The sequence below is a fragment of the Spartinivicinus poritis genome (assembly GCF_028858535.1).
GTDB lineage: Bacteria > Pseudomonadota > Gammaproteobacteria > Pseudomonadales > Zooshikellaceae > Spartinivicinus > Spartinivicinus poritis.
Genome location: NZ_JAPMOU010000018.1, coordinates 1 through 21,475, shown reverse-complemented (window position 1 = coordinate 21,475; position 21,475 = coordinate 1). Strand labels below are relative to the sequence as shown.

At 41.9% G+C, this 21,475-nt stretch carries 21 protein-coding genes and 1 rRNA gene; 14 read left to right on the top strand and 8 right to left on the bottom strand.

Features of this window, described 5'->3' with window-relative positions; genetic code table 11:
- The first annotated feature begins 63 nt into the window (after positions 1–63).
- The 4 genes from trpE to trpC are packed head-to-tail and all read left to right on the top strand — an operon-like array spanning position 64 to position 4,005.
- Positions 64–1,542, top strand: a complete 1,479-nt coding sequence (gene trpE / locus ORQ98_RS14645; RefSeq protein ID WP_274689553.1) for an anthranilate synthase component I — start codon at positions 64–66, stop codon at positions 1,540–1,542.
- A 13-nt stretch (positions 1,543–1,555) separates the two neighbouring features.
- Complete coding sequence (locus tag ORQ98_RS14640) at positions 1,556–2,140, top strand: aminodeoxychorismate/anthranilate synthase component II (RefSeq protein WP_274689552.1); 585 nt, start codon at positions 1,556–1,558, stop codon at positions 2,138–2,140.
- Positions 2,141–2,151: 11 nt separating this feature from the next.
- Positions 2,152–3,198 (top strand): anthranilate phosphoribosyltransferase, encoded by a 1,047-nt coding sequence (trpD, locus tag ORQ98_RS14635; protein WP_274689551.1) that lies wholly within the window; start codon positions 2,152–2,154, stop codon positions 3,196–3,198.
- A 3-nt stretch (positions 3,199–3,201) separates the two neighbouring features.
- Positions 3,202–4,005 carry an indole-3-glycerol phosphate synthase TrpC gene (gene trpC / locus ORQ98_RS14630; protein WP_274689550.1) on the top strand — a complete coding sequence of 268 codons (804 nt, stop codon included), beginning with the start codon at positions 3,202–3,204 and terminating at the stop codon, positions 4,003–4,005.
- Between the two features lie 97 nt (positions 4,006–4,102).
- On the opposite strand, the gene crp is transcribed toward trpC, so the two are convergent.
- Positions 4,103–4,744 (bottom strand): cAMP-activated global transcriptional regulator CRP, encoded by a 642-nt coding sequence (gene crp, locus ORQ98_RS14625; protein ID WP_180570354.1) that lies wholly within the window; start codon positions 4,742–4,744, stop codon positions 4,103–4,105.
- A gap of 243 nt (positions 4,745–4,987) precedes the next feature.
- Between crp and ORQ98_RS14620 the strand changes: the two genes are divergently transcribed.
- A complete protein-coding gene (locus ORQ98_RS14620) occupies positions 4,988–5,410 on the top strand; it encodes an OsmC family protein (RefSeq protein ID WP_274689549.1) in 423 nt (140 codons plus the stop codon).
- A 116-nt stretch (positions 5,411–5,526) separates the two neighbouring features.
- On the opposite strand, the gene coq7 is transcribed toward ORQ98_RS14620, so the two are convergent.
- Together coq7 and ORQ98_RS14610 are read right to left on the bottom strand one after the other, a co-directional pair.
- Complete coding sequence (gene coq7 / locus ORQ98_RS14615) at positions 5,527–6,177, bottom strand: 2-polyprenyl-3-methyl-6-methoxy-1,4-benzoquinone monooxygenase (protein ID WP_274689548.1); 651 nt, start codon at positions 6,175–6,177, stop codon at positions 5,527–5,529.
- A 25-nt stretch (positions 6,178–6,202) separates the two neighbouring features.
- Positions 6,203–6,544 (bottom strand): histidine triad nucleotide-binding protein, encoded by a 342-nt coding sequence (locus tag ORQ98_RS14610; RefSeq protein ID WP_274689547.1) that lies wholly within the window; start codon positions 6,542–6,544, stop codon positions 6,203–6,205.
- 160 nt (positions 6,545–6,704) lie between these two features.
- On the opposite strand from ORQ98_RS14610, the gene ORQ98_RS14605 reads away from it, so the two are divergent.
- Positions 6,705–8,189, top strand: a complete 1,485-nt coding sequence (locus ORQ98_RS14605) for an AAA family ATPase (RefSeq protein ID WP_274689546.1) — start codon at positions 6,705–6,707, stop codon at positions 8,187–8,189.
- 19 nt (positions 8,190–8,208) lie between these two features.
- Here ORQ98_RS14605 and ORQ98_RS14600 read toward each other — a convergent pair whose 3' ends face one another.
- On the bottom strand, positions 8,209–8,916 hold the full coding sequence (locus ORQ98_RS14600; RefSeq protein ID WP_274689545.1) for a hypothetical protein: 708 nt from the start codon (positions 8,914–8,916) through the stop codon (positions 8,209–8,211).
- 229 nt (positions 8,917–9,145) lie between these two features.
- Here ORQ98_RS14600 and ORQ98_RS14595 point away from each other — a divergent pair, with 229 nt between their 5' ends.
- Both ORQ98_RS14595 and ORQ98_RS14590 read left to right on the top strand, forming a co-directional pair.
- Positions 9,146–9,523, top strand: coding sequence for a hypothetical protein (locus ORQ98_RS14595; protein ID WP_274689544.1), 378 nt, complete (start codon positions 9,146–9,148; stop codon positions 9,521–9,523).
- A 402-nt stretch (positions 9,524–9,925) separates the two neighbouring features.
- Entirely contained in the window at positions 9,926–11,167 is a 1,242-nt protein-coding gene (locus ORQ98_RS14590) for a tetratricopeptide repeat protein (protein ID WP_274689543.1), read from the top strand.
- 59 nt (positions 11,168–11,226) lie between these two features.
- Here ORQ98_RS14590 and hemJ read toward each other — a convergent pair whose 3' ends face one another.
- Both hemJ and ORQ98_RS14580 read right to left on the bottom strand, forming a co-directional pair.
- Entirely contained in the window at positions 11,227–11,655 is a 429-nt protein-coding gene (hemJ, locus tag ORQ98_RS14585; protein ID WP_274689542.1) for a protoporphyrinogen oxidase HemJ, read from the bottom strand.
- A 5-nt stretch (positions 11,656–11,660) separates the two neighbouring features.
- Complete coding sequence (locus ORQ98_RS14580) at positions 11,661–13,445, bottom strand: chloride channel protein (protein ID WP_274689541.1); 1,785 nt, start codon at positions 13,443–13,445, stop codon at positions 11,661–11,663.
- Positions 13,446–13,621: 176 nt separating this feature from the next.
- Here ORQ98_RS14580 and argC point away from each other — a divergent pair, with 176 nt between their 5' ends.
- From argC to erpA, 4 genes are all read left to right on the top strand, one after another.
- Positions 13,622–14,656, top strand: coding sequence for an N-acetyl-gamma-glutamyl-phosphate reductase (gene argC / locus ORQ98_RS14575; protein ID WP_274689540.1), 1,035 nt, complete (start codon positions 13,622–13,624; stop codon positions 14,654–14,656).
- 16 nt (positions 14,657–14,672) lie between these two features.
- Positions 14,673–15,452: a DUF6776 family protein gene (locus ORQ98_RS14570; RefSeq protein WP_274689539.1), complete on the top strand. Its 780-nt coding sequence runs from the start codon at positions 14,673–14,675 to the stop codon at positions 15,450–15,452.
- Complete coding sequence (locus ORQ98_RS14565) at positions 15,436–15,918, top strand: bactofilin family protein (RefSeq protein WP_274689538.1); 483 nt, start codon at positions 15,436–15,438, stop codon at positions 15,916–15,918. The genes ORQ98_RS14570 and ORQ98_RS14565 overlap by 17 nt, the downstream gene beginning before the upstream one ends.
- A gap of 148 nt (positions 15,919–16,066) precedes the next feature.
- On the top strand, positions 16,067–16,420 hold the full coding sequence (erpA, locus tag ORQ98_RS14560; RefSeq protein ID WP_274689631.1) for an iron-sulfur cluster insertion protein ErpA: 354 nt from the start codon (positions 16,067–16,069) through the stop codon (positions 16,418–16,420).
- Positions 16,421–16,478: 58 nt separating this feature from the next.
- Here erpA and ORQ98_RS14555 read toward each other — a convergent pair whose 3' ends face one another.
- Together ORQ98_RS14555 and ORQ98_RS14550 are read right to left on the bottom strand one after the other, a co-directional pair.
- Positions 16,479–17,600: an anhydro-N-acetylmuramic acid kinase gene (locus ORQ98_RS14555; RefSeq protein ID WP_274689537.1), complete on the bottom strand. Its 1,122-nt coding sequence runs from the start codon at positions 17,598–17,600 to the stop codon at positions 16,479–16,481.
- Positions 17,597–19,225: a peptidoglycan DD-metalloendopeptidase family protein gene (locus ORQ98_RS14550; RefSeq protein ID WP_274689536.1), complete on the bottom strand. Its 1,629-nt coding sequence runs from the start codon at positions 19,223–19,225 to the stop codon at positions 17,597–17,599. Before ORQ98_RS14550 ends, ORQ98_RS14555 begins: the two co-directional genes overlap by 4 nt.
- Before the next feature lie 287 nt (positions 19,226–19,512).
- Between ORQ98_RS14550 and tyrS the strand changes: the two genes are divergently transcribed.
- A complete protein-coding gene (gene tyrS / locus ORQ98_RS14545; RefSeq protein WP_274689535.1) occupies positions 19,513–20,814 on the top strand; it encodes a tyrosine--tRNA ligase in 1,302 nt (433 codons plus the stop codon).
- 590 nt (positions 20,815–21,404) lie between these two features.
- Positions 21,405–21,475, top strand: a 16S ribosomal RNA gene (locus tag ORQ98_RS14540); the annotation flags it as partial.

Here is a 21,475-nt window from a genome sequence, read left to right as displayed (position 1 = left end):
CGTAATTGGTGGCTTGTTTAATACAAAGCAAACTAATCACGATGTTTAACAATAGGAGACACTATGACCCCGGAGCAATTTTCCCGCCTGGCTGCTGCAGGCTATAATCGTATTCCCGTCACCCATGAAGTGCTAGCTGACCTAGATACACCACTTAGTACTTATTTAAAGCTCGCCAACCAACCTTTGAGCTATTTATTAGAGTCTGTTCAAGGAGGTGAAAAATGGGGGCGGTACTCCATTATTGGCTTGCCCGCCAAAGAACAAATTCTGGTAACAGGCTTTGAAATCAAACGGTATGTTAGTGGCCAGCTGGTAGAGACTCGACAAGACCAAAACCCCCTTAATTATATTGCTGACTATCAAGCCCAGTTTAAAGTCCCCCAACTTTCTGGACTGCCACGCTTTTTTGGTGGTTTGGTTGGGTATTTTGCTTACGACACAGTGCGGTATATTGAACCGAAGTTACAAAAAACCACACCTCCTGACGAGTTAAATACCCCTGATATTTTTCTCGTGCTGTCTGAGGAAGTGGTTATCTTTGACAACTTAACAGGCAAAATATTATTTGTAGTTATGGCTGATCCAGGCCAAACAGATAGTTTGAGCTTAGCAAAGCAGCGCCTCCATGAGTTGGTTGAAACACTCCACTCCAAGCCTTTTACCGCGCCAGTGTCTGGACAGAAAAGGGAAGTTACAGAAGTAGACTTTAAATCGTCGGTTGGCCAAGACAAATTTGAAGCGTCAGTTGAGAAAGTTAAAGAATACATTTTAGCGGGTGATGCAATGCAGGTTGTGCTCTCGCAACGGATGCATGTGCCATTTCATTCTCCACCATTAAACTTATATCGAGCTCTACGCTGTCTAAATCCTTCACCTTATATGTACTATCTTGATTTGGGTGATTTCCATGTAGTGGGTTCTTCTCCAGAGATACTCGCCCATTTGGAAGATGGCCAAGTAACTGTGCGGCCAATTGCTGGTACTCGCAAGCGTGGTAAAACCGAGGAGCAGGATCTCGCTTTAGAAAAAGAGTTATTGGCCGACCCTAAAGAGCTGGCTGAGCACCTGATGCTGATCGATTTAGGCCGTAATGATGTTGGTCGAGTTGCTCAAACTGGGACAGTAAAATTAACTGATCAAATGGTAATCGAGCGTTACTCCCATGTGATGCATATAGTGTCCAATGTGATAGGTCAGGTGAAGTCTGAGCTGTCTGCACTGGATGTACTCAAGGCAACATTGCCTGCTGGAACGCTTAGTGGTGCCCCAAAAGTCCGTGCAATGGAAATAATTGATGAGTTAGAAACCACTAAACGAGGTGTTTATGGTGGGGCTGTGGGGTATTTGTCCTGGCATGGCAATATGGATACAGCCATTGCCATTCGAACAGCAGTGATTAAAGATCAGCAGCTTTATATTCAGGCTGGGGCTGGCGTTGTGGCAGATTCAGACCCAAGTTTGGAGTGGAAAGAAACCCTCAATAAAGGGCGTGCCATGTTTAGTGCAGTAGCAATGGCAGAAAAAGGCTTAGTGGAATAATTGGGGGTGTACAATGTTATTGATGATTGATAATTACGACTCATTTACCTACAACATCGTTCAGTATCTAGCAGAGCTTGGGGCTGATGTACAGGTCCATCGAAATGATGAAATTTCGCTTGCTGATATAAAGCAGTTGAACCCGGAAAGAATTGTCGTTTCACCTGGACCATGTACCCCGAATGAAGCAGGTATTTCAATGGCTGTGATCGAGCATTTTGCAGGCAAGCTGCCTATTTTGGGGGTTTGCTTGGGCCATCAAAGTATTGGGCAGGTGTTTGGTGGCAAGGTCATACGAGCTAAGCAAGTGATGCATGGAAAAGTGTCTCCCGTTAAACATGCTAATCAGGGAGTATTTCAAGGGCTGGAAAATCCGTTGCAGTCCACTCGCTATCACTCACTGGTGCTAGAAGCTGATTCACTACCTGACTGCTTGGAAGTTACAGCTTGGACTGAAACAGAGCAAGGCGAGCTGGATGAGATCATGGGGGTTCGCCATAAAACATTAGCTATAGAAGGGGTTCAGTTCCATCCAGAGTCGATTATGACCAGGCAAGGACATGAATTGCTGAATAACTTCCTGCAACAGACCTGCTAAGGTGCCTATTCATGGATATAAAGCAAGCAATAGCAACAGTAATTGATCACCGTGATTTAAGTACCGAAGAAATGGTCTTGGTCATGAGGCAAATCATGACAGGGCAGGCAACCGATGCGCAAATCGCAGCGTTTCTGGTTGGCCTGCGGATGAAAAGTGAAAGCATTGATGAGATAACTGGCGCTGCACAAGTAATGAGGGAATTAGTCACTCCCGTTGAAATTGAAACAGAAAACTTAGTCGATACCTGTGGTACCGGTGGTGATGGAGCTAATATTTTTAATGTATCTACGGCTGCTGCATTTGTAGTTGCTGCTGCAGGAGGCCATGTTGCCAAACATGGTAATCGCTCTGTATCGGGTAAGTCAGGTAGTGCAGACCTGCTAGAAGCTGCTGGAATAAAGTTAGATCTAACCAGTGAACAAATTGCTCGTGCTGTTGAGCATGTAGGGCTAGGATTTATGTTTGCACCTTTGCATCACGGAGCTATGAAGTATGCCATTGGTCCTCGTAAAGAAATGGGGGTTCGAACCCTGTTTAATATGCTTGGGCCAATGACCAATCCAGCAAGAGTTAAGCGGCAAGTGATCGGTGTATTTAGCAAACCGTTAGCTAAGCATATGGCTAATGTGATGAAGCGACTAGGAAGTGAGCATGTCATGGTAGTGCACTCAGCTGATGGTTTGGATGAAATTTCGATTGCTAATCAGACCTATGTCGCTGAGCTTAAAAATGGAGAGGTTAAAGAGTATACAATCAAGCCTGAAGACTTTGGTATTAATAGCCAAAGCTTAATTGGCTTAGAAGTCGCTGGCCCAGAGGAAAGCTATGCGCTGATACAAGATGCTTTGGGTAAACAAAAGGGCTCTAATGCTAGTAAAGCAGCCGATATCATTGCATTAAATGCAGGTGCTGCTATTTATGTAGCTGGGCTGGCAGATGACTTAGCTGAAGGGGTAAAAGATGCACAAGATGCCATCTATAGTGGTTTGGCTAAAGAAAAAATGGCAGAGCTTGCCAGCTTTACCCGTTATGCAACCCAGAAAGATGATGAGTAATTAATGAATACGCCAACTGTGTTAAAGAAAATCCTCGCTCGTAAAGAAGAGGAAATAGCTGAGCGTTTACAAAAAAAACCAATAGAGCAGTTGATTGAGTTAGCTAGTAGTGCTCCTGCTTGTCGAGGCTTCAAGGCTGCTGTTGAGGCTAAAGTACAGGCAAAGCAACCTGCAGTAATTGCAGAGATCAAAAAGGCGTCTCCTAGCAAAGGGGTGATTCGAGAAGCATTTGAGCCGGCAGCAATTGCGAAAAGCTACCAGCAAGGGGGTGCTACTTGTTTATCGGTATTAACAGATCAAGATTTTTTTCAGGGCCATGATAGCTACTTGCAGCAGGCAAGAGCAGCTTGTGATCTACCTGTATTAAGAAAAGACTTCACTATTGATCCTTATCAACTGTATGAGGCTCGATGTCTGGGGGCCGATTGTATCCTTTTGATTGTTTCTGCACTCAGTGATGAGCAGCTGAAAGGCCTTAATCAATTGGCACAAAAGTTAGGCTTGGATGTGCTTGTTGAAGTGCATGATGAAGCTGAGCTTGAGCGGGCACTACAGTTATCTGGGGAGTTTTTACTGGGAATAAATAACCGTAATTTACACACTTTTGATGTGAGCTTGGAAACTACTTTTAAGCTACTCAAGCAGTTGCCTGATAACCGGCTGGTTGTTACTGAGAGTGGAATTCATACAACAAATGATGTCCAGTCTATGCTGGCGCATGATGTCTATGCCTTTTTGGTAGGAGAGGCGTTCATGAAGGCAGATGAGCCTGGTAAGCAGCTAGCTGCACTTTTTATTAATAAATAGGTTAGTAAAATAAAAAGCTAGCAATAAATAAAAAGGCGACTCAATGTCGCCCATTTATTGGATAGGATGTTGGGTTTTTTATTTCGCTGGCTTTGTGCTAACGGGTGCCGTACACCACCATAGTCTTTCCTTTTACTGACACTAAGCCTTGCTCTTCTAGGGTTTTTAATACTCGGCCAACCATTTCTCGAGAACAGCCAACAATGCGGCCAATTTCCTGGCGAGTAATTTTAATTTGCATGCCATCTGGGTGAGTCATTGCATCTGGCTCTTTACATAAATCAAGTAAAGTGCGAGCTACACGTCCAGTCACATCAAGGAAAGCTAAGTCGCCTACTTTGCGAGTAGTATTTCTTAAGCGGCTGGCGATTTGCTTGCCAATAGCAAACAGCATTTCTGGGTCATCATCGCAGTACTCGCGGAACTTGTTGTAGCTGATTTCTGCAACTTCACACTCAGTTTTAGCTCTAACCCAAGCGCTTCTTGAGCTATCTTTTTCGTCAAGAAATAAACCCATTTCACCGAAGAAGTCACCTTCGTTGAGGTAGGCAATAATGATATCTCGACCGTCATCATCCTCAATCAGGATAGTGACCGAGCCTTTAACAATGTAGTATAAAGAATCACTACTATCGCCTGCATATATAATCGTGCTTTTCGCACTGTAACGCCGACGATGGCATAGTGAAAGAAACTTGTCTAAATCTTTAATCTTTGGTGTTGGGGTAATTGCAACCATATAGCGGGTCCAAAAAAATTATCAATAACATCCTATTATTTTTAGTTTTCATTATTACCACAAAATTCGTTTTGTTCTAGTTTGATTAAAGGTTAAGTGTTTAAATTATGATGTTCGTCCATCTTTTTGCGGAGATAGATCATTTCTTTGCCGTGAAACTTAACACTTTACTTAATATGGATGAATTTTTAAGTGGTTCTTTCAATCTCTTTATTATCAAAAGTAGTACGTTAAGGTAGCAAAATGCAAGCAAAAGTAAGATGGATTGATGGTGTAATGTTTTTAGGTGAGTCTGGCAGTGGTCATACGGCTGTTATGGATGGGCCTCCTGATCAAGGTGGACGTAACTTAGGTATTCGCCCAATGGAAATGTTATTGCTAGGGGTGGGGGGCTGTTCTTCCTTTGATGTGATGACAATATTACAAAAATCGAAACAGCAAGTGACTGATTGTTATGTAGATATTAGTGCTGAGCGAGTTGATGAGGTGCCAGCTGTTTTTAGCAAAATTCATTTGCATTTTGTGATTAAGGGAAAAGACCTTAAAGAAGTGCATGTTAAACGAGCTGTTCAGTTATCTGCCGAAAAATATTGCTCAGCTTCAATTATGTTAACTAAAGCAGGTGTTGAAATCAGTCACGATTATGAGATTCAAACGAACGATTGAATCTGCTTGTTAATAAAATGAAGCATCTGAATTGTATTATTTAGATGCTTCAAATGTTTTGTTGGTCTTGTAACAAGCTTTATTTAAAATTTCTTAAAAGCTCAGCAGGACTATTTTTAAATATGATAAGCAGTTTTTGTCATAAGCTTAGAAGTGGCTGTCATAAATAATTTAATGGGCTTAGGGAAATTGATGCCACCAGCCGCAAGTGCTTTTTCTTCATGAGAAGCCTCATCAACCAGCATTTGCTCTACAATTGCTCGGCTTTTGGTGTCTTGAACTGGTAATGACTGAAGATGCCCTGAAAGGTGTTTGCAGACTTGGTTTTCTGTTGCTGCAACGAACCCTAAACTCCACTTGTCGCCAAGTGCTCCTGCAAGTGCACCAATTGAAAAAGATAAACCATACCAAACAGGGTTTAATAAGCTTGGTCGGCTGTTGAGTTGCTCTAATCGCTCTTCACACCAGGCAAGGTGGTCGACTTCTTCTTGGGCTGCCTGTTCCATCTCTTCTCTGACATCAGGTAGCTTTGCAGTAAGCCCTTGGCCTTGATAAAGCGCTTGAGCACATACTTCACCACTGTGGTTAACCCGCATTAGTCCTGCTGCATGACGCTGTTCTAACTCAGATAATGCATCATCTTTGGCTCCAGCCGCGGGAGAGGGTCTTGAAGGCTGGTGAGCATGCCGGTTCAGGGTTCGCAATACTTGATCTGATTGACTGATAAACTTATCAAGAATTGAGAGTCGCCTTGCGTCTTTGGACATACTGCTGCATTCCTATTGTGAGTGTTTAACCGGGAGGCCAGCGCAAAGCTCGACCGCCTAATACATGCAAATGGATATGAAATACTGTCTGACCTGCCTGCTTGTTACAGTTAAATACTGTTCGGTAGCCTTCTTCGGCAAGCCCCATTTCTTTACATAGTTTACTAGCAACCAACTGTATATGGCCAAGTAATGCTTGGTGCTCTGTACCTGCATCATTCAGAGTAGCAATATGTTGTTTAGGTATAATTAAAAAGTGAGTTGGGGCGCCAGGATTAATATCATGAAATGCATATACCTGATCATCTTCATATACTTTATTAGAGGGGATTTCCCCTGCTGCAATTTTGCAGAATAAACAATCCACAGTGATGGGTCCTTGCTATTGTCAAATGTGGTTACTGTCGAGTGTAGCTACAACTGGCTGCCTTAAGTAACTATAACGAGAGGCAGCAGTTTACGACAGTCATTTGGAAACGCAACTGTTGTGTATTATTGATGTTACTAGCGTTATTTAGGAGGGGCACTTGAAAACAGATATCCATGACCTTTGTTTGGTTCTTGATTCAGGAGTAGCTCTGGTAGTCGTTGAATCCTATGAAGAGCCGCGAGTGCTGCAATTGATGACACGGCTTGCTATTAAACGGCAGTTAGCCTTGTTTTCATGGGCAATTACTACAGGTATGCAACGGCTTGGCTTTGGAATTGACCTTGATCAAGATCAAGGGTTTGAAACGCCAGAAGCTGCACTACAGCTGATTAAGCAGTCACCGGATCCAGGGCTATATGTGTTATGTGATTTTCACCCTTATTTGGAAGATGAGCCCAAAAATATTCGGCTACTTAAAGAAATAGCGCTTCAGTATGATCAGCTTAAGCATACTGTAGTGTTTTTAAGCCATCGATTTGAGCTGCCTCCTGAGCTGAAACGTTACGGGGCTCACTTTGAGTTGTCGCTGCCTTCAGATGACCAGCTGCTAAATATTGTTAGGGAGGAAGCTGCTAACTGGTCGAATCAACATCGTGGGCGAAAAGTAAAAACCGATAATAGAACCCTGAAAAAGCTGGTAGCTAATTTACGTGGTCTGTCGGCAGGTGAGGCTCGCCAGTTAGCTCGTGGTGTTATTTTTGATGATGGCGCCATTACTATTGATGACTTGCCTGAAATAAACAAAGCCAAGTTTACCTTGATGGACATGGAGGGCATTTTAAGCTTTGAGTACGACACAGCTAAGTTTTCTGAAGTAGGAGGTTTAGAAAGGTTTAAACAGTGGCTGAAAGATAGACAGAGTGCTTTTTTACAAACTGATCAATCACTAGATCAACCCAAAGGAGTAATGCTGCTAGGTATTCAAGGCAGCGGTAAAAGCCTAGCAGCTAAAGCTGTAGCTGGAGTATGGGGGGTACCATTACTTCGGCTGGACTTTGGTGCTTTGTATAATAAGTATTTTGGCGAAACTGAGCGTAACCTCCGAGAAGCACTTAAATTGGCTGACTTGATGTCACCTTGTGTCTTATGGATGGATGAGATTGAGAAAGGTATTGCTACAGGGCTTAATGATCAAGGTACTTCGCGTCGCGTATTGGGCACTTTATTAACTTGGATGGCTGAGCGAGCCACCAAAGTATTTATTGTTGCTACTTCTAACGATATCTCTCAATTGCCGCCTGAATTAGTCAGAAAAGGCCGATTAGATGAAATATTTTTTGTGGATTTGCCAGGGGTAGAAATTAGGCATTCTATCTTTGAAATACATCTGTCAAAACGAGATCAAGACTGCCAAGAGTTTGATGTTCAGCGGTTAGCTGATATTACGGAAGGCTTTTCTGGTGCTGAAATTGAACAAGCTGTGGTAGGTGCATTATATTCAGCAGCAGCTGAGCAACAACAGCTGCAGATGCATCACTTGGTTGCTGCTATTAAAGGCACTAGTCCGTTGTCTGTGGTGATGGCAGAAGAAATTGAATATTTAAGGGATTGGGCTAATCAGAGAACTGTATTGGCAAACTAACAGTGAGTGGAAGAGGTATTCAAGCTGCTGCTGTTTTATTTGCTTGCTCAGATTGTGCGCTATCAGGGTTCGGGTGTGCTTTTATCCATGCCTCACGTTTTTCGTTAGCGGCCAAAGCTTCAATAAGATACTGGTAATATAACTGAAACTCTCTGTAATTAGTCAGGTGTTTCATCAGTCTATGTTGCTGGGATGCGGCGCATAAGCGGATAAAGTAGTGCTTTTCGAGATTTTTGTTAAAGTAGCTTAATGGTTGAAGTAAGTGAATAAAGCCAAGGCTGCCTTCAATGGTGGTGATGTATTTTTTTAATTCAAGCTCAAGTTGCTCCCTTTTTGCTGTAAGTAATGCAAAACTATTGGCGCCTAACTGATTAGGCAAAAAGCCATCTACGCACGTTAAGCCTAATAAAAATAACCCAACACCAAAAAAACCGCCTATCCACCAAGGAAGAAAGCCTAGTAACGAAAACAAGAACAATACAGTTAAGCTATAACCGCTGATAAACCAGATTACTCGTATGTTCTTGGCTTTTTCTAGCGTTTGATCAGAGGGGATTTGTTTCATACTGAGCAAATCGTAATCTAGCTGTTTGAGAATATGACAGGCGTCATTCAGGCCATCATCGTAAAGCTCTGCAAGCATGGTTGATTGGGTTGTTGAGGGCTCGCTGAGGGCTGTCTCTGGAATTGTTGCTGCAGAATCTGGTTGGGTTGGATGAGTAGTCATAACTGTGCTTGCACCGAATCAGCCCTTAATAGCTATTCCCTTCTCAAATGATTATCTATCATTTTTTTATAGGTTTCTTTTATAGCTTAAGTGTAAAACAAAAATTGCACTTCATTGACTGGGTAAAGAGGTAGGTATTATTCGGGATAGTTTTCGAGAGTGATTATACGCATTATTAATAATAGATATTCTTTATATTGCGTTAACTTATTTTAAAAGGTGAGAGTGAATGGTTAGCTGGTTATGGAAGTCTTGGCTGTTATTGGGATGGTTGGTAATTGCTCCTGTGGGCTGGGGAAGTGAAACTGCAGGGCGATATAAGATTTATACAGAAAGTTCAGTCAAAGAAGGTAAGCCCATAGCGATCAAGCTTGATACTTTTACAGGGGACAGTTGGTTTTTTAACGGTGACTATTGGCAGAAAATGAAAGAAACTGGTGCTAAAAATAATTACCAGCAGCCAAGCTATTTACTTTCAATTTCAGACTCAAAGAGTGGTTTGGTTATTTTCAGGTTTAGCACAGTGAATGGCTCTGGTTGGTCTTATGGTGATAATGGGTGGGAATACATTCATAATGAGGCGCCGAAACAAGAAGAGCCAAATTAGAAAGGATCTGTTTGATACACCAATATAAAACTGTCTAATATTGATACAGTTTATTCTCTACTCTTAGTTGAGCGAATAGTAACAGTTGATAAAATAGCTATATAATTAACCTTCTTTATTATTAATAATCAGAGTAACTGAATGCATTGTTCATAATAAATAGCCCTGTGGATATTTATTCTTATTTAGCCGTTGTTTTTCTTTACAAAAAACACCTTTAGCGATTAAACCTAAATAATGAGCTGTTGAAAATAGCGCAGTCCAAATAGTTGGTGTAATAGCTGCATTGCCCTCTTTAATCTGGAAAAAGCAAGTTATTTCCAGGCTTGGTTCAATGGAGTTATCCGTATTCGTCAGTTAGTTTATAGTGGCAGGGAGCTCCCTTATTAAAGAGGGTTCGCTATGGCAGTCAGTAAATATATAAGTTTTTTACTATTTTGTTTGTTAAGTCCTTTCGCCGTTGGTTATTCCAATTCCATTTTAGATACATTAGTGAGCTTCTCTCCAGAGATTGAAGCACCTCCTGATTTTAGTAAGGCAGATTTATTTGAGCCAGCAGCCCAGCAAACACACTTTAATGAAGTAATTAATGGTTTTTATTTATGGCAGGCAGATCGCTATTTTAGCCAAAATAATACTGTTCAAGCAAAAAAGGCGATTGATAATGTATTGGCAACTTCACCTGACTTGGCTGCAGCTCATGCAGCACTTGGTCGGTATTATTTTTATGTCCATGATTTTCAAATGAGCCTTAAAGAGTTTTTATTAGCACAGTACTTAGACCCAAATTACTTTCCCGCTTATGTTGATGCTGCTGACTTGTATATTAAAGTATTTAAGCGTGCAGACCTGGCAATTGATTCGTATAAAAAGGCGCTAGCAATCAAACCTGATCATGGGCAGGTACACTATGCTTTGGCAGTTGCGTATATTAATGATAATCAATTGGATAAGGCGAAGCTACATTTTTTACAGGCTGCGATTATTGCGCCCTGGTACGCTCAGTCATGGTTGGCAATGGGGCATATTGCTATGGCAGAAGGAAATTTAAGCAAAGCCCAGCAGTTTTTAGATAAGCTGTTGGATTACCAGCCAGAGTTTGCGCCAGCTTATATTTTATTAGGAGATTTATTTAGAAAGAAGCAGCAATATACTAAAGCGCTATCTGCTTATCACCAAGCTATAAGCTTGCAAAATAACTTGTCTACTGCTTGGATGAAAATAGCAACTCTGCATGAACAGCTGGGAGCTGATACACAGGCAATAAATGCTTATCAAAAAATTGTAGCTATTCGTCCAACTGAGGCTGAGGCTTATAATAACTTGGCAAAACTAACCTTGAAAAAAAATCAACTGACGAAAGCAGAAGAGTGGGCAAGGCAAGCGATTTTGCTAGCACCACATAAGTTGATATTTAGACAAACATTAGCCTGGATTTATCAGGCGCAGGGTAAATTTCAAGAAGCGTTAAATTTAATTAAGCAATTTATTGGTCAAGAAGATGATAATGCTGAAATACACTATCAGTTGGGAGTGATTTATAAAAAGTTAGAGCAAGCAGAAAAAGCTAAATTTTTCTTGAAAAGAGCTATATCAATTAACCCTAATTATAATGATGCTCGACAAGTATTAAGAGGGCTTTAATTGAAGTATTTTATGAAACTATCACACAAAGCGAGCAATGCTCGCTTTATTTTTGTGGGTTAGAATGGCTGCATTTCAACAAGTAATATAATACCAATTAGTAATATTACAGGTGCTTCATTAAAAAACCGAAAAAATACGTGATTTTTTCGGTTTTTATCATCACGAAACTGTTTAACAAAGTAGCCACAAGTGAAGTGATAAATGATTAGTAAAATAACTAACGTTAATTTAGCATGCATCCAGCCCACTGACATAAAACCTTGGAAGTTAAAACTTAATAGCCAGATGCCAAGTAATATAGTGGCTATCATAGCTGGTGTGGTGATGCCTCGATAAAGTTTACGCTCCATCACTTTAAAGCGGTCAATACTGGTTTGGTCATCGGCCATAGCATGATAAACGAATAGTCGGGGTAAGTAGAATAACCCTGCAAACCAACAAACCATCGCAATAATATGAAAGGCTTTGATGCCTAGATATAACATGTATTTTATCTCCTGTTAGGGCTATTTTTTAGGTGGTAATAACGCTCGATATCTTCTTTGGTGAGAATGCCATTTATGGGTGAAATAAGCGGGGCACCAACATTTTGAATATATAATGCCTCAACACCTGTCTGTTTGAGTTTTTCTCTGGCTTCTTGGAGTGTTGCTTGAATGTAAAGGGGCGTAATATCTTTTCGTTGACCTGGTAACGCAAGTAAGTCGAGTAAAGCATCATCGTCATCAGGGTTTTCTATTTCAGCTGATTTGCTTGAGCGCTTGGCTTCTAAGTAGCGGGCTAAGTCTGCTGCAAGCAAAATAGCAACAGGCTGCTTTTCGTCAATTACAACCCACATAGGTTTGCTTTCTAGTGCCTGACAAGCGTCGTCGTAATTGCACTGTCTTGGTAAACGAACAAAGCGCCGATCCATCATGCTGGCAACACCAATGCGTCGTAAGGCTTGGCTTAATGGGTCGCTGGTAGGGTCTAGTCCTTGCTCTTTTAATAATGCAGTAAAGATAGAAGGTTGTTTAAATATTTCGCTACTGGTTAAGTTTGCAACTACAATAACGAGCATTGCTGGCAAGATAATATTAGGATTTTGAGTGAGCTCTAATACAGCAATCAATGCAGCGAGAGGTGCTTGTAAAACGGCCCCCATCATTGCCCCCATGCCTAGCATGGCATAAAACCCCTCACTCGCTGTATTGGTTGGAAACAAAGTAAAGCTGGCAACCCCGGTTAAAGCACCAAAAGTAGCGCCTATTAATAGTGAGGGGCCTATAATGCCTCCAGGAATTCCAGTACCACAAACAGCAGCAGTAATAATGAGTTTACAAGGCAGAAGCAGTATCAGTAGTTGCCAGGTCAGATTGCCAACCAGTATCTCATTGACTGTGTCATAACCAATTCCCAATACTTCTGGAATATAAATACCAACAGCACCTGTCACAAAACCAATAGTAAGCATTTTTTGCCACCAGCTAAACTTAAGTTGGTAGAAAAATCGGACCAGCCAAATAAAAGCCGCTGCAAGGGAGCCAATGACAACCGCTTCTAAAATCATTAACGGCAGCTCCGTTAGAGAGCCCATTTGCAACTGGGGAACAATGAAAGCGGGTTCAGCACCGTAGACAAGCTGAGATACTACTGCAGCAGTAACAGAAGCAATAATTACTGGAGTAAAGCCAACAATGGTGTACTCCATCATAATGACTTCCATGGCAAAGATGACGCCTGCCATTGGTGTATTAAAACCTGCGGCAATAGCTGCTGCGCTGCCACAACCCACCAGTGTGCGAATGCTATTGTTAGGCAGCTTTAGCCACTGACCTAGTAAGCTGCTACCTGCCGCCCCTAAGTGAACAGCAGGCCCTTCACGGCCACAAGACTGCCCTGACATTAGAGCAATAACACCACCAAAAAACTGACTAGAGAAATTTTTCCAAGGTAGGTGCCCTTGATGAAAATTAAGTCGTTCAATGACATGAGCAATACCGACTTTACGGTGCTGGGCTGCTAAGCGAGAGAAAAATGCGACTAGCGCAATGATGCCAAGGCAGGGAAGAATGCTGCGCCATAAAGGTGAAATGCCCTCAAAGTTCTCATGGTCTTGAAAAGGAAGGAGCAAGCTAAGAGGAATTTCAACTGCTGCCCGAAATAGTACAATAACAATACCTGTGAATAGCCCTGCAATAAACCCAAGAATGGCCAGTTGAGGAAGGGCATCTACATTTGCTAATTGGTGACGAAATCGTTGTAATAGTCTTTGTAGTAGCGGCTGTTGATTCATAGTGTGAAATAAGCGAATTCATCGCATTGGTTGCCAACGTGTTGGCTGTTATTTGAAATCCTAATTGGGTAATTGGGTTTTGCGTACGAAACCTGTTGTCAGAAAATACTTTAAAATTCTGCTGTAGGCTATATCATGCCAACCAATCATCCATTTCGTAATATGAGGTTGAAGGGGTGTATAAGATAGGTTTGGTTGGTGGAACCGGCTATACAGGCGCTGAATTAATGCGGCTGTTAGTTAATCATCCACAAGTAAAATTACATGCAATTACTTCTCGCACGGAACAAGGCATAGCGGTTGCTGATATGTTTCCTAGTTTGCGAGGTTTTGTTGACTTGTGCTTTACCAATCCTTCAATCGATACATTAGCGGAATGTGACTTGGTCTTTTTTGCCACGCCTAATGGAGTGGCAATGAAACTTGTACCAGAACTGTTAAAAGAAGGTATTAAAATAGTCGACTTAGCTGCTGATTTTCGGCTACATGATCCTGACGTATGGGAGCAGTGGTACGGCTGTGCTCATACATGTCCTGAAGTATTGCAACAAGCTGTTTATGGATTGCCAGAAGTTAATCGAGAATTAATTAAGAAGGCTCAGTTAGTTGCTAATCCTGGTTGTTATCCAACAGCAGTGCAGCTTGGCTTTTTACCACTGATTGAGCAGGGTTTAGCAGACATCAGCTATTTAATTGCTGATGCAAAATCTGGAGTCAGCGGTGCTGGGCGTGGTGTTAAAGTAGGCTCACTACTTTGCGAGGCAAGTGAGAATATGGCGGCTTATGGTGTTACAGGACATCGCCATTTACCAGAGATAAGTCAAGGACTGCAGCAAATGGCGAAGGGTCAACCAGTTGGTTTAACTTTTGTACCTCATCTTACTCCAATGATTCGTGGTATTCATGCTACCTTATATACAAGGGTGATGAATAAACAAACTGACCTGCAAGCTCTTTTTGAGCAGCGCTTTGCGGATGAGCCTTTTGTTGATGTGCTCCCCCAAGGCGAACACCCTCATACTCGTACAGTGAAAGGCACTAATACCTGCAGAATGGCAGTACATCGACCACAAAATGGTGAAATTGTGGTAGTTTTGTCAGCTATTGATAACTTGGTAAAAGGAGCAGCTGGCCAAGCTATCCAGAATATGAATATTATGCTGGGCATTGAGGAGGCACAAAGCTTGCTCGTGCCAGGGTTAATGCCGTAATGAGTGGAGGAGTTTGATGGCCGCAGTTAAAGGGTCTAAGCAGGAAAAGTTAATTGTAGTGCCATATCATCCTGTGCAACGGGTTTTTCAGCGGATTTTATATTGGTTGTTGTTATTTGCTGTAGCAGCTTCATGTTATGTGCTGGGTGCCTTTGTAGGTACAGGCTCTCAGCAGGAAATTATAGCAGAGAGGGATAAGCTACGCTTGGTTGAGCAAGAGCAACGTCTGGATCTTTCTCAATTGCGCCAGCAGGTAGCATCCCTTAATCGAGAAAAGCAGGTTGACCAGGAGCTAGTGAAAGCGCTTAAGGAACAAGTTCGGGAGCTAGAAAATGACAAGCTTGCTCAAGAGCAAGACCTGGCTTTTTACAAAAAAATTATGTCACCAGAAAGTAATGACAAAGGGTTGCAGATAGAAAGGTTTATCTTAAAGCCAACTACGCACCCTCGTCGTTACCAATATAAGATGCTAGTCACCCAAGTGGCAGAAAATAATGCCGTGCTTCAAGGCCATGTCAGCATTACTATTGTTGGAAAAAAATCAGGAAAAACCCAGAAGCTAGCATTAAAAAGTGTTTCAACAGATATTTCTCAGCAAGATATAAAATTAGGTTTTAAATATTTTCAGAATATCCCAGGGCCCGATGATCGTTTCGGTGTGATAGATTTACCTGCTGGCTTCAAGCCTGAATATGTATTGATAACAGGCCGATCGAAGGTGCCTAAGGTAAAAACAGTAACCAAAAGAGTTAAGTGGATTGAGACGGAGACCCAGTTAAATGTGGGGCAAGGCTAAACCTAAAAAAATCAGTGTTGAAAAACATGGTCATACCACCCTGATAGCAAACTGCACGTCAGTAACAGGTGATATTACCTTCTCAGGTATGTTACAAGTGGAGGGCATTATTAAAGGTAATGTTACTTCGACTGAAGGTGAAATTCGCTTGGCTGAGAATGGTGTGATTGAAGGTGAAATTAAAGCACCTAATGTGGTTATCAATGGCAAAGTACATGGCGATGTGTTTGCTAGCGAGCGCCTAGAACTGGCCAGTAAAGCATTGATCGAAGGCAATGTGTTTTACAACCGGGTTGAAATGGTGATGGGCGCTCAAGTCAATGGCAAGTTGGAGCATAAAGCCAACAAAGTGGCTGAGCGACGCAAAGAAAAAGAGAAGCCTGTCGTCACCAGTAAAAAAGACCAGTCAGTTTCATCACCAGCGTTGAAACAGCAGGCAAAAGCGGCATTGGAGTCAACTGGCTAAAGGGCTAAACTCGAAAGTATTGCTTGGCTTTTGGAGTGGTATGTGGATGCAAGGTTGAGCAGTACGTATAGCAATTTTTTAGTTGACCAAATTACTTGGTTACTTGGATAATGGTTACCCAGAAGTGATTTGTCTGACTGGAGTGGAGATGACAGCAGAGACTTTTGATCCTGGTATCCCCCTGACCTTTACGGCCAATGCGGCAGCAAAAGTGAAAAGCCTAATTGAAGAAGAAGGCAATGAGCAGTTGAAGCTGAGAGTGTTTGTTACAGGCGGTGGTTGTTCAGGGTTTCAATATGGCTTTACTTTTGATGAAGATATGGCCGATGATGATACGCAAATAGAACGTGATGGGGTTAAGCTGGTTGTTGATGCATTGAGCTTCCAGTACTTGGTTGGGGCTGAGGTTGACTATGTTGAAGGCCTGCAAGGTTCTCAATTTGTAGTTAATAACCCAAACGCTTCAACCACCTGTGGTTGCGGTTCATCTTTCTCGATTTAAATAATAAAACCTGCTTATATGCAGGTTTTATTGCTTCTGATTTTAGATCCCCAATAACTCAAATGACTGTGCCAGGGTAAATGGCTCCAAGTATTCTTGGTCCAGAGGCATTGGTCACTGATGGTAAGTTGCCAGGAAGGTTGGCTAGTGTTTGCCTGGCAAGCCAGGCAAATGCAGCAGCTTCAACCCAGGCAGGATTTAGACCCAGTTTTTCTGTTGTGGTGACTTGGTAGCTAGCCAAGTGCTGCTTTATCCGACAGGTTAGTTGTTCATTGAAGGCGCCTCCACCACAAAGGTATAGCTCGCCAGCCTCAAAGCCGTGACTTTTAATCGCTTGGGCTAAGCTAATCGCTGTTAGCTCAACTAAAGTTGCTTGCACATCGACAGGCAAAATAGTTGGTACTTTTTGTAAGTGCTGTTCGAGCCAATTTAAATTAAAAAGCTCTCTTCCAGTGCTTTTAGGGGGAGGCTGAAGAAAATACTTATTACTCAGCAGTAAATTTAATAATGAGGTGTCTACATTTCCTTTTGCTGCCCAACTACCTGCTTGGTCAAATGCTTGATCTAAGTGCTTTTTAATCCAAAGATCACATAAAGAATTTGCAGGCCCAGTGTCGAACCCTATTACTGGTAGAGCATTGTCTTTTGGAAGAATGGTGATATTAGCAATTCCCCCAAGATTGGCTATCACTCGGTTAACCTGGCTACTGCGAAAAACACTGGCATGAAATGCGGGTACCAAGGGAGCACCTTCTCCTCCAGCCGCTAAGTCTCGACGGCGAAAGTCAGCAACTGTAGTGACCCCTGTTTTTTCTGCAATGATATTGGGATCGCCAATCTGCCAAGTAAAACCACGTTCTGGATAGTGGCGAATGGTTTGCCCATGAGAACCGATGGCGACAATTGCTTTGTAACTTATATGGCATTTTTTTATTAGCTGTTGGCAGGCTTGGGCAAACAACAAGCCTAGCTCAAGGTCAATTTGAGCTAGGTTGTTTACACTAATATTGCTGCTGTCGGCCAGTAAAGCAATCTGCTGTTTAAGCTGATCACTAATTTCTACATTGTGAGTAGCAACCAGCTTAAACTCTGGCTCAAAGCACACCAGTGCCGCATCTACAGCATCCATGCTGGTGCCAGACATGAGGCCTAAATAGTAGTGAGGTTTGAGTGCTGTCATTTTTTTAAAGCAATTACAGACCCTGCCCCACCATTTTCTAATTTAGCCAGCATTTGCTGGGCAACTAGAATAAATCGAGAGCGCTCTTTTTTGGCTATGGGTAGTGCTTTTGGAAATTTTACCGTTAATGGATTTTTGTGAACGCCATTAACACGGAACTCATAATGCAAATGAGGGCCGGTAGCCAATCCAGACTGCCCTACATAACCGATCACTTGGCCTTGTTTTACCCGTGTACCATTTCTAATGCCTTTCTTAATTCTACTCATATGGCCGTATAAGGTTTTATAGCGTTGACCATGTTGCAGAATAACTGCTCGACCATACCCGCCTTTTCTGCCTGCAAAGTAAACTTTACCATCTCCGCTTGCTTTTATCGGAGTACCAGTAGGAGCTGCATAGTCAACGCCTTTGTGTGAGCGAATTTTATTCAGAATTGGATGGCGTCTACCTGGATTAAAGCGGGAACTAATTCGACTGAATGCGACAGGTGTCCGAATAAAGGCTTTCCTCATGCTTAACCCATCAGGTGTATAGTAGCTGGCGTGATTATCTGAGTCGGTATAGCGAATAGCCTTGAATGTTTCTTCTCGGTTGGTGAACTCGGCAGCTAGAATATTGCCAACCCCAATTTTTTCACCATCTAAAAATTTTTCTTCAATAATGACCTTAAAATGATCACCCTTGCGAATGTCCAAGGCAAAATCGATATCCCATGCAAAAATATTAGCAAGTTGCATCGTTAAGCGGTGGGGTAGACCAGCTCTTTGACTAGCATTGAACAGTGAAGAGTTGATCGTACCTGCTAAGATCTTTTGTCGAATAGCAGGCTTGCGAATAATTTCCTGAGTTTGATAGGTGTTATCTACTTTGGTAATTATTAAGCTTTCGAGGTTGTTGCGAACATACTTAACCTGCTTGAGCTCACCTTCTGGGCTGACAAAAAACGCCAGTTGCTGTCCTGGCATTATATTCGCGAGCCGCTTGGCTTCTTTACTACTGGAGACGATTTTATAGAGCGTTGAGCTACTGAAGCCTTGTTTTTTGAAAATAGTTGAAAGTGACTCGCCTTTTTTCACTGTGTAAGACAGTTTCTTATCTTTAGTTGAATGAGCAAAACTATCTTGGCTGGCTGCTATTGAGCGCTGTGTCGCTTCAAGAGTATTCACAGAGCTAACAGCTAATAAGTGCTTTACAGGCTCATCACTAGGCTCAGTTAAATCTATAGTGGGGGGTAAATCATCTCCTTCAGTAAATGAGGAGTTGGTCGGAGTTTGCTGAATTGAATTATGTTTTACTACTGCTGTTTTTACAGGGGAGTGCTCTGAGGAGATCAGTGGGGCCTGTTCTTTTTCAGATGATTGCACAACTTCTGTATTAGTTAAGCCTTTTTTTGCCGTGTTTGCTTCAGTGCTATTTGCTATAGAGGGGGATGCTTCATTAGTTGTATTTCCATCAATAGTTAAAGAGTAAGTATGTTTCTTGTTGTTGCCAACTTGGGGCTCATCCTCTGCGGGAGCATTTAGTAGCGAAAGTGCTACCCCTAGTGCAACTGTCGAAGCTATTGCCAAGTGAGGCTTAGGGAAGCGCTGCCACTTGCTACGTGCAGAATCAATCTTATTCATGACTTTTTTACAGTGTTTTATGCAAGGGTGGGGCTAAGTGTTTACTCTATAATCAATTTTTCTTTAAGTGATAGAGTAAGACTGCATTTTTATCAAGAAATTCCTGCAGAGTCCAAAAGACTTTCTCACCAACTCCTTTGATTTTTTTGTTACTATTCCGTTCTTCACTCTATTCAAACAAATTTTGATTTAATTAATAGTGCTCGCTTTCCTAGCTAATGTTGTCACAAAACAAACTTATTATTAGGAAAGAAGGGGTGCTCAGTGTTTGTAACTAAGGTATTACAATGGCAGATGGTCAAAATGCGCTGATTAACGACTTGGAACGTAGACAGCTGGTTGCTCAAATGACAGCAGCAGAAGAGCTGGCTGATCATATGAATGAAAAACCAAGAGTTATTTATTGTGGTTTTGACCCAACTGCAGATAGTTTGCATATCGGAAGTTTGGTTCCGTTATTAGCGTTAAAGCGTTTTCAGCAGGCTGGGCATAAACCCATTGCACTGGTCGGTGGTGCAACTGGGTTGATTGGAGATCCTAGCTTTAAAGCAGCAGAGAGAAAACTTAATACACCTGACGTTGTTGCTGGCTGGACAGATAAAATCAAGCAGCAAGTCAGTCAGTTTATAGATTTTGATTGTGGCTGGAATTCGGCAGAAGTCGTGAATAATCTGGATTGGACCCAAAATCTAGATGTCCTGGCTTTTTTAAGAGATATTGGTAAACATTTCTCTGTTAATGCGATGATTGCCAAAGAATCAGTTAAGCAGCGAATAGATCGTGATGGCTCAGGCATATCGTACACCGAATTTACTTACATGATTTTGCAGTCTTATGACTTTGCTGAGTTATACAAGCGGCATAACTGTACGATTCAAATTGGCGGTAGTGATCAGTGGGGAAATATTACTGGGGGTATCGATCTAGCTCGTCGGATGCATCAAGCGCAAACTTATGGCTTGACTCTACCACTAGTTACTAAAGCTGATGGTACTAAGTTTGGTAAAACTGAAACGGGTACTATCTGGTTAGACCCGACAAAAACCTCTCAATATGCTTTTTACCAGTTTTGGATTAACACTGCAGATGCAGATGTGTATCGGTTCTTAAGGTACTTTACTTTTTTATCTGAAGAAGAAATCCAAGCAATAGAAGATGAGGATGCCAAAGTTCAAGGCGCTAAGTCTGCACAACGTATTCTTGCTCAAGAAGTTACTAAGCTGGTTCATGGAGAGGAAGGGGTTGTTGCGGCGAAGCGAATCTCTGATGCGCTTTTTGCTGGCGACATTTCTAACCTATCTGAAAGTGATTTAAGCCAACTGGCGCTTGATGGTATGCCTACTACTGTTATTAATGATGATAGTAAGCCTTTGACAGAGCTATTAGTGGATACTGGTTTGGCTTTGACGCCAAGGGGGCAGGTTACTGTCGGGCAAGCACGTAAATTCATTAAAGAAAATGCCATTAGTGTAAATGGGCAAAAAGTGGCTGATCAGGAAGCGGTTATCTCCAAAACTTCTGGCATGTATGGTAAGTACCATCTATTAAAGAGAGGAAAAAAGGTTTTTCATTTGGTATGTTGGCTGTAACAGATTATACTTAAAATACTGTGCTACAGACTCTTTAATAAGCTCAAAGTTGATGAGCTTTATCAAGTTAAAGAAGCAGTCATCGCCTACCCAGGTGGTGCTTATTTTTCCAGCTAAAAACAATCAGTAGATACATAAATGCTTGCTTATATTGTGTTGAAGCAGGCATTTAAATCTTATCTTTTTGAGCTGAAAAATATTTGAAAGAATAAGCTTGACATAAGGCGGGCAATCAGTAGAATGCACCGCCACTGACTGGAGATGAGCAGGAAAGACAGCAACTGCCGGGAGCTTTTAAAGTTTCTGAGTCGCTGAAAAAACTTTTCAAAATTCTCTTCGGAAAGGGCGAAAAAAATCGCTTGACTTTAAAAGGTTAAACGATAGAATGAGCGCCCTCAGTTAGCGAGCCAAGCGCAGCTAACAAGTTCTTTAACAAGTTAATCAGACAATTCATGTGGGCTTTAGCTGTAATGATGAGACAAAAATTATCATTGCGCTAAAAGTCAAAGAAATTTGAGATTTAGATAACGCGATGAGCCGAAATTAGTTTTGTTAAAAGCGTTTTGCGCTTTGGCAAGACAACCTGATTTAAACTGAAGAGTTTGATCATGGCTCAGATTGAACGCTGGCGGCAGGCCTAACACATGCAAGTCGAGCGGAA

What these genes read in the sequence shown, in the direction of transcription:
- trpE (WP_274689553.1), top strand. Translation starts at nt 64, where the DNA reads ATGACCCCGGAGCAATTTTCCCGCCTGGCTGCTGCAGGCTATAATCGT.
- ORQ98_RS14640 (WP_274689552.1), top strand. Translation starts at nt 1,556, where the DNA reads ATGTTATTGATGATTGATAATTACGACTCATTTACCTACAACATCGTT.
- trpD (WP_274689551.1), top strand. Translation starts at nt 2,152, where the DNA reads ATGGATATAAAGCAAGCAATAGCAACAGTAATTGATCACCGTGATTTA.
- trpC (WP_274689550.1), top strand. Translation starts at nt 3,202, where the DNA reads ATGAATACGCCAACTGTGTTAAAGAAAATCCTCGCTCGTAAAGAAGAG.
- crp (WP_180570354.1), bottom strand. Translation starts at nt 4,744, where the DNA reads ATGGTTGCAATTACCCCAACACCAAAGATTAAAGATTTAGACAAGTTT.
- ORQ98_RS14620 (WP_274689549.1), top strand. Translation starts at nt 4,988, where the DNA reads ATGCAAGCAAAAGTAAGATGGATTGATGGTGTAATGTTTTTAGGTGAG.
- coq7 (WP_274689548.1), bottom strand. Translation starts at nt 6,177, where the DNA reads ATGTCCAAAGACGCAAGGCGACTCTCAATTCTTGATAAGTTTATCAGT.
- ORQ98_RS14600 (WP_274689545.1), bottom strand. Translation starts at nt 8,916, where the DNA reads ATGACTACTCATCCAACCCAACCAGATTCTGCAGCAACAATTCCAGAG.
- ORQ98_RS14595 (WP_274689544.1), top strand. Translation starts at nt 9,146, where the DNA reads ATGGTTAGCTGGTTATGGAAGTCTTGGCTGTTATTGGGATGGTTGGTA.
- ORQ98_RS14590 (WP_274689543.1), top strand. Translation starts at nt 9,926, where the DNA reads ATGGCAGTCAGTAAATATATAAGTTTTTTACTATTTTGTTTGTTAAGT.
- hemJ (WP_274689542.1), bottom strand. Translation starts at nt 11,655, where the DNA reads ATGTTATATCTAGGCATCAAAGCCTTTCATATTATTGCGATGGTTTGT.
- ORQ98_RS14580 (WP_274689541.1), bottom strand. Translation starts at nt 13,445, where the DNA reads ATGAATCAACAGCCGCTACTACAAAGACTATTACAACGATTTCGTCAC.
- ORQ98_RS14570 (WP_274689539.1), top strand. Translation starts at nt 14,673, where the DNA reads ATGGCCGCAGTTAAAGGGTCTAAGCAGGAAAAGTTAATTGTAGTGCCA.
- ORQ98_RS14565 (WP_274689538.1), top strand. Translation starts at nt 15,436, where the DNA reads ATGTGGGGCAAGGCTAAACCTAAAAAAATCAGTGTTGAAAAACATGGT.
- erpA (WP_274689631.1), top strand. Translation starts at nt 16,067, where the DNA reads ATGACAGCAGAGACTTTTGATCCTGGTATCCCCCTGACCTTTACGGCC.
- ORQ98_RS14555 (WP_274689537.1), bottom strand. Translation starts at nt 17,600, where the DNA reads ATGACAGCACTCAAACCTCACTACTATTTAGGCCTCATGTCTGGCACC.
- ORQ98_RS14550 (WP_274689536.1), bottom strand. Translation starts at nt 19,225, where the DNA reads ATGAATAAGATTGATTCTGCACGTAGCAAGTGGCAGCGCTTCCCTAAG.
- tyrS (WP_274689535.1), top strand. Translation starts at nt 19,513, where the DNA reads ATGGCAGATGGTCAAAATGCGCTGATTAACGACTTGGAACGTAGACAG.